Here is a 6,522-nt window from a genome sequence, read left to right on the forward strand (position 1 = left end):
ACGCAAAATGCGATGCTGCCGCGACGCGGGAGCCCGCTTGTGGGCCGGCTGAGCCGCGGATAAGTTCCCCGCCAACGAGAGGAGCGCGTCGAGCTCCCGCAGCGGCAACGCCGACCCACCACCGGGAGGAACACCATCATGCGTACCAGGACCGCGGTCTTCGCCGCAGCCCTTCTGTCGTCGACCGTGCTGGCATCGGCCGACAACGTCGACCAGCTCCAGGCGATGAAGTCGACCGGCGCGCCGATGGCGGCCCTCAAGCCCGTGCAGCAGGGCGGCCCCAAGGCGGACGCGATCAACAAGACGCTCGCCAAGATCAAGCTGCCGCCCGGCTTCAAGATCTCGCTCTACGCGCTGGTGCCGGATGCCCGCATGATCGCGGTCGGCCCGCAGGGCGTCGTCACCTTCGTGTCGACCCGCAAGGACAAGATCTATTCGGTGAAGGACAGCACCAGCTCCGGCATGGCGGACGAGGTGAAGGAGTTCGCCCCCGTCGTCGCCAAGAAGAACCCCAACGCCATCTGCTTCTCCAAGGACGGCATCCTTTACAGCGCCGAGCAGAACCGGGTCATGGCCTATCCGGGCGCCGAGTTCTTCTACGAAACGCCGGACGTCGCGGCCGCCACCGTGGTCAAGGAGGGCGACCTCATCCCGAAGGAGGAGGAAAGCTTCAACCATTCGGCGCGCGTGTGCCGCATCGGGCCGGACAACAAGCTCTACGTCGCGCTCGGCCAGCCCTTCAACGTCCCGCCGCCCGCCAAGCAGGACCTTTACTTCAAGACCGGCATCGGCGGCATCGTCCGCATGGACCGGGACGGGGCCAACCGCGAAGTCTTCGCGCACGGCGTCCGCAACTCGGTCGGCATGGACTTCGACCCGAAGGACAAGACCCTGTGGTTCACCGACAACCAGGTGGACGGCATGGGCGACGACACGCCCCCCGGGGAGATCAACCACGCCCCCAAGGCGGGCATGAACTTCGGGTTCCCGTGGTACGGCGGCGGCCATGTCCGCACCGTCGAGTACAAGGACCAGACGCCCGCCGCCGACATCACCTTCCCGGTGGCGGAGGAGGCGCCCCACGCGGCCGACCTGGGCATGAATTTCTACCGCGGCGACATGTTCCCGGCCAAGTACAAGGGCGCGATCTTTTCGGCCCAGCACGGCTCCTGGAACCGCACGGTCCCGGTCGGCGCCCGCGTGATGGTCACGACGATGAAGCCGGACAGCACCGCGACCTCCGAGCCCTTCGCCGAAGGCTGGCTGGATGAGGATGGCTCCTATCTCGGCCGGCCGGTCGACGTCGCGCCGATGCGGGACGGCTCGCTGCTGGTGTCGGACGACTTCGCCGGCGCGGTCTACCGCATCACCTACCAGGCGGCGCCGTAACGGCGGCCGCCGGACGCCTCGGCCGCCGGCGGGCGCGAGCCCGCGCCGCCGCGCGCGCGGCGCGACCCGGGTTCGACGTGGCATCGTCGGTCCCGGGTCCCACGAGGCCGGTTCGCGGCGGCCCGCCCGCTTCGGTGGGGCTCCGCTCCCCGGCACGCCGGGGGCGGAGCGCCTCGGGATGCCGGCCGGTCGACACATGAGAAGGCGAAACCCGCGCATGAACCGCAAGACGACGCGATCGGCCCTCCTGCTCCTGGCGGTCCTCGCCCCGACGCTCGCGCATGCCGACGACGGGGACCCCGCCGTCGGCCGCAAGAAGGCCCTGCAATGCCAGGCCTGCCACGGCATGGACGGCATCGCCAAGATCCCGGAAGCCGCCAACCTCGCCGGGCAATCGACGATCTACCTCACCTCCGCGCTGACGGCCTACAAGACGGGCGAGCGCAAGAACGACATGATGTCGACCATCGCCCCGACGCTGTCGGACGCCGACATCGCCGATCTCGCGTCCTATTACGCGTCGATCGAGATCACCGCCAAGGTCCCGGGCCACTGAGGGTCCGAGGCCATCCCCGCCCGACGATCCACCGCCCGGCCGCCGATCGCGGGACGCTCCCGGGCGTCCCGTGAGGGAACCCGGAGACCGTCACGCATCCCGGGACGGCTTGCGCCCGACCACGGCCCAGAGCGGGTCGCCGGAGCGGTCGCGGGCGTGGACCTGCCGCGCCACGACGTCCGCGAAGCCGGCCCGCTGGAGGTAGAGGGTGACGAGATCGGCATTGTCCACGCCGTCCGCCTGCCAGATCGCCACCGCCTTGGTGGGGAAGCACCGGTCCGAGAAGGTGACGGCGAAGGGCGCCCCGGGTTTCAGCACCCGCAGCACGTCGCGCGCCACCGTGACCGGCCGCTGCAGGTACTGGATCGAGGCGCACACGCAGGCACCGTCGAAGCTGTCCGGCTTAAGCGGCAGCGCGGCGTCCCGGTTGAGGTCCTGCACGATGCGGCGGTCGAGGCGCGGGTTGGCGTCGAGCTCTTCCCGGTTCAGGCCATGGCCCACCACCTCGCCGTAGCGTATCTCTTCCGGCAGGTGGCTGACCCAGCTCGACATCAGGTCGAGCAGCCGGTCGCCCGGGCGGAAGGTGGCGCGGTACAGCGCCGTCACGGCCGCGATGGCGCGGTCGTCGATGTGGGTGACGAACCGCGGTCGCGCGTAGAACATAGGATCGGGTGTCGGATCGCGCTTGGCGAAGGCCTGCGCGGGCAGTTCGGGAAAGTCGTCCATGCCGGTCCCCTGGAAATGCGGCGTCGTGGCGAAGTCGTGGAACGGCTCGCGACCCGAAACCGAGCAGGTCGGCGCCGACCGACGTGCCGGGAGAACTTCCGCGAACGGCATATCGTTCGCGGGACAATTCGTCGTAGCCGGACGACGACGCGTCCTTGCCGCGGATTGCCGCTGCGGGGCGTGAATGTTACGGTCGATGCCGTCGACGTGAGGTCGGCGGCGAACAACGAACGGAGTCTATCATGACCTGGACCACCCCCGTGATCGAAGAAGTCTGCCTCGGCATGGAAGTGACGAGCTACGAGTCGGCCGAGGTCGAGTTCTGATCGCGACACGCGGTTGAAGACGGCCGGGCCGTGCGCATCATCGTCATCGGCTCGGCCGCGGGCGGCGGCTTCCCGCAATGGAACTGCCGTTGCCCGACCTGCCGCCTCGCCTGGGCGGGCGACCCCCGGGTCAGCGCGCGCACGCAATCTTCCCTGGCCGTCAGCGCCGACGGGCGGAGCTGGATCCTCGTCAACGCGTCGCCGGACCTGCGCCAGCAGATCCTCGCCACGCCGGCGCTGCACCCGCGCGACGGGTCGCGCCATTCGCCGATCCGCGCCGTGGTGCTGACCAACGGCGACGTGGATCACGTGGCGGGCCTGCTCACCCTGCGCGAGCGCCAAAGCTTCGCGCTCCACGCGTCGCCCTCGCTCCACGCCATGCTGGATGCCGACCCCGTCTTCGCCGTGCTCGACCGCGGCCTCGTCACCCGCCACGCGATGGAGCTCGGCCGGCCGAGCGCCGTCGAAGGCCTGTCGGTGACGCCCTTCGCGGTGCCCGGCAAGGTGCCGCTGTTCCTGGAATCCGGCGAGGTCGCGCTGGGCACCGAGACCGACATGACGGTGGGGCTCGACATCCGGGCCGGCGACCGCCGCGCCGTCCACGTCCCCGGCTGCGCCGCCGTGACGCCGGCCCTGCTCGACCGCATCCGCGGCGCCGACCTGCTGCTCTTCGACGGCACCACCTACACGGACGACGAGATGCCCCGGCTCGGCCTGTCGGAGAAGACCGCCGCCCGCATGGGGCATGTGGCGATGGGCGGCCCGGGCGGCTCGCTCGCCGCGCTGGCCGGCGCCGAGGTGGGCGCCAAGGTCTACCTCCACATCAACAACACGAACCCGGCGCTGGTCGAGGGCTCGGCGGAGCGCGGCGCCGTCGAGGCCGCCGGCTGGCGCGTCGCCCATGACGGCATGGAATTCGCGCTGTGAGGCCAGCGGCCGACGACCGCTGGCCGGCGCGTCCGGCAGAGGCCGGCCGTCCTCTTTCGGCCTACCGGGCCGCCCCGTCGCGGGTCGGCCTTCGTCCGGCGTGTCGCGCCGGATCGCCGCCTGCACGGGCATGAGCGGCGGCGCGGATCGGAGCTTCAGATGACCGGACCCATGACACCCGACGCGCTCGAGGCCGCCCTGCGCCGCATCGGCGCCGAGCGCTACCACAACCTCCACCCGTTCCACCGCCGCCTGCACGACGGGCTCTGCGGCATCGACGAGGTTCGGGCCTGGGCGCTGAACCGCTATTATTACCAGTCGATGATCCCCATCAAGGACGCGACCGTGCTGAGCCGCATGGAAGACCCCGCCATGCGGCGCGAATGGCGGGAGCGCATCCTCGACCACGACGGGCGGGAAGCCGGCGACGGCGGCATCGCGCGCTGGTTGAAGCTCACGGCGAGCCTGGGCTTCGCCGACGAGGACGTCGCCTCGACGCGCGGCATCCTCCCCGCCACGCGCTTCGCCGTCGAGGCCTACGTCAACTTCTGCGCCAAGCGGCCGCTGCTCGAAGCCATCGCGTCGTCGCTGACGGAGCTGTTCTCGCCCCAGATCATCGGAGAGCGGGTGTCGGGCATGCTGGCCCATTATCCCTTCGTCAGCCGCGACACGCTGAGCTACTTCACGGCGCGGCCCGTCCAGGCCAAGCGCGACAGCGACTTCGCGCTCGACCACGTCCGCCGCCACGCCCTCACCCGGCCCGAGCAGGACGCCGTGCTGGCGGCGCTGCGTTTCAAATGCGACGTGCTGTGGGTGCAGCTCGACGCGCTGTGGGGCGCCTACGTGGAAGGCGCGGTGCCGCCCGGCGCGTGGCGCCCCGGCGAGGCCATCGCCCGCGAGGAAGCCGCATGACTGCCGACACGCCCCGTCCCACCCCCGCGCTGGACCCCGCCGGCCGCCCCACCCTGCCCCGCGGCGTTCGGCTGAAGCACGACGAGTTGCGCGGCGGCTGGGTGCTGCTGGCGCCCGAGCGCCTGTTGAAGCTCGACGCCGTGTCGGTCGAGGTCCTGAAGCGCTGCACCGGCGAAGCCTCGCTCGACGCCATCGTGGACGACCTCGCCGCAGCCTTCGCGGCGCCGCGCGAGCGCATCGCCGCCGACGTCGATGCCATGCTGGGCGGCCTCGTCGCCAAGCGCCTGGTGGACATGCGATGAGCGCACCCGCCCCCGTCCCCCCGCCCTCGCTCCCCGCCCCGATCGGGCTTCTGGCCGAGCTGACGCACCGCTGCCCGCTCGGCTGCCCCTATTGCTCGAACCCGCTGGAGCTCGACGGCCGCGAGGGCGAGCTCGGCACCGACGATTGGCGCCGCGTGTTCAGCCAGGCGGCGGCGCTCGGCGTGATGCAGGTGCACCTGTCGGGCGGCGAGCCGGCGGCGCGGCGCGACCTCGTCGACATGGTGGCGCATTGCGCCGCCGTCGGGCTCTACACCAACCTCATCACCTCGGGGATCGGGCTGACGCCGAAGCTTGTGGCGGCCCTGTCGGAGGCGGGGCTCGACCACGTCCAGCTTTCGATCCAGGACGCTGACGAGGACAGCGCCGACCGCATCGCCGGTTACCGCGGCGCGTCCGCCCGCAAGCGGGAGGTGGCGGCCGAGGTGGTGCGCGCCGGCCTGCCGCTGACGGTCAATGCCGTGATCCACCGCGCCAACGTGTCCCGCGCCGGCGCCGTGCTGGAGCGCGCCATCGCCTGGGGGGCGCGGCGCGTCGAGATCGCCCACGCGCAATATTACGGCTGGGCCCGCCGCAACCGCGCCGCCCTGATGCCGACCCGCGCCGAGGCCGTGGCGGCGATCGGCGAGATCGAGCGGCTGAAGGCCGCGCATGCCGGCACCATCGTGGTCGACCACGTCATCCCGGACTACCACGCGCGATACCCGAAGGCCTGCATGGGCGGCTGGGGGCGGCGGCTGATCAACGTGACGCCGACCGGCCGCGTGCTGCCCTGCCACGCCGCCGAGTCGATCCCCGGCCTGGAGTTCTGGACCGTGCGGGACCGGGCGCTCGGCGACATCTGGGCGGATTCGCCCGCGTTCCGGGCGTATCGCGGCACGGACTGGATGGTCGAGCCCTGCCGCTCCTGCCCGCGCAAGGGCGTGGACTTCGGGGGCTGCCGCTGCCAGGCGCTGGCCCTCACCGGCGACGCCCGCAACGCCGACCCCGTCTGCCACCTGTCGCCCTTCCACGACAGGGTCGACACGATCGTTCTGGCCGAAACGGAGGGGCCCGCCGCCGCCTACGCTTACCGGGGCCGGTCGCCCGCCGACGCGTCGATCGATCGGTCGTGAAGGCGGCGGGGCCGGCCGGGGAGCGACCGGCCCGATCGCCCTGACGCGGGGTCCTCGCGGCTTCGGCGGGGGTCGCTCAGAACTCTTCCCAGCTGTCCGCCTCGGCGGCGGGCTGGGGCGCCGCGCCGCCGCGGCCGGCGACGCGCAGCGCCGCCACCGGGCAGGCCGCCGGCGCCGGGCGCGGCGGGGCGACCCGCGCGGCCGGCCTGCGGCCCGTCTCCGGCGCCGCCCCGTTCCCCACCTGGAAATGC

Annotated in this window: 6 protein-coding genes and 1 pseudogene; 6 read left to right on the forward strand and 1 reads right to left on the reverse strand. The window is 72.1% G+C overall.

What is annotated here, in order from left to right; translation table 11 throughout:
- Positions 1 to 138 precede the first annotated feature (138 nt).
- Entirely contained in the window at positions 139 to 1,389 is a 1,251-nt protein-coding gene (locus tag D3273_RS23320; protein ID WP_129229301.1) for a PQQ-dependent sugar dehydrogenase, read from the forward strand.
- A 217-nt stretch (positions 1,390 to 1,606) separates the two neighbouring features.
- A complete protein-coding gene (locus D3273_RS23325) occupies positions 1,607 to 1,945 on the forward strand; it encodes a c-type cytochrome (RefSeq protein ID WP_129229302.1) in 339 nt (112 codons plus the stop codon).
- A gap of 90 nt (positions 1,946 to 2,035) precedes the next feature.
- Here the strand turns inward: D3273_RS23325 and D3273_RS23330 are convergent, their stop codons facing one another.
- Positions 2,036 to 2,671 carry a class I SAM-dependent methyltransferase gene (locus tag D3273_RS23330; protein WP_129229303.1) on the reverse strand — a complete coding sequence of 212 codons (636 nt, stop codon included), beginning with the start codon at positions 2,669 to 2,671 and terminating at the stop codon, positions 2,036 to 2,038.
- A 242-nt stretch (positions 2,672 to 2,913) separates the two neighbouring features.
- Between D3273_RS23330 and pqqA the strand changes: the two genes are divergently transcribed.
- From pqqA to pqqE, 4 genes and pseudogenes are all read left to right on the forward strand, one after another.
- Positions 2,914 to 2,997 carry a pyrroloquinoline quinone precursor peptide PqqA gene (pqqA, locus tag D3273_RS30040; RefSeq protein WP_129229308.1) on the forward strand — a complete coding sequence of 28 codons (84 nt, stop codon included), beginning with the start codon at positions 2,914 to 2,916 and terminating at the stop codon, positions 2,995 to 2,997.
- A gap of 30 nt (positions 2,998 to 3,027) precedes the next feature.
- Positions 3,028 to 3,924, forward strand: a complete 897-nt coding sequence (gene pqqB, locus D3273_RS23340) for a pyrroloquinoline quinone biosynthesis protein PqqB (protein WP_129229304.1) — start codon at positions 3,028 to 3,030, stop codon at positions 3,922 to 3,924.
- A gap of 159 nt (positions 3,925 to 4,083) precedes the next feature.
- Positions 4,084 to 5,138, forward strand: a pseudogene (gene pqqC / locus D3273_RS23345) (pyrroloquinoline-quinone synthase PqqC).
- Positions 5,135 to 6,271: a pyrroloquinoline quinone biosynthesis protein PqqE gene (gene pqqE / locus D3273_RS23355; protein ID WP_129229307.1), complete on the forward strand. Its 1,137-nt coding sequence runs from the start codon at positions 5,135 to 5,137 to the stop codon at positions 6,269 to 6,271. Before pqqC ends, pqqE begins: the two are co-directional and overlap by 4 nt.
- Positions 6,272 to 6,522: the final 251 nt, after the last annotated feature.

The organism is Lichenibacterium minor, assembly GCF_004137685.1.
Lineage (GTDB): Bacteria > Pseudomonadota > Alphaproteobacteria > Rhizobiales > Beijerinckiaceae > Lichenihabitans > Lichenihabitans minor.

What these genes read in the sequence shown, in the direction of transcription:
- D3273_RS23320 (WP_129229301.1), top strand. Translation starts at nt 139, where the DNA reads ATGCGTACCAGGACCGCGGTCTTCGCCGCAGCCCTTCTGTCGTCGACC.
- D3273_RS23325 (WP_129229302.1), top strand. Translation starts at nt 1,607, where the DNA reads ATGAACCGCAAGACGACGCGATCGGCCCTCCTGCTCCTGGCGGTCCTC.
- D3273_RS23330 (WP_129229303.1), bottom strand. Translation starts at nt 2,671, where the DNA reads ATGGACGACTTTCCCGAACTGCCCGCGCAGGCCTTCGCCAAGCGCGAT.
- pqqA (WP_129229308.1), top strand. Translation starts at nt 2,914, where the DNA reads ATGACCTGGACCACCCCCGTGATCGAAGAAGTCTGCCTCGGCATGGAA.
- pqqE (WP_129229307.1), top strand. Translation starts at nt 5,135, where the DNA reads ATGAGCGCACCCGCCCCCGTCCCCCCGCCCTCGCTCCCCGCCCCGATC.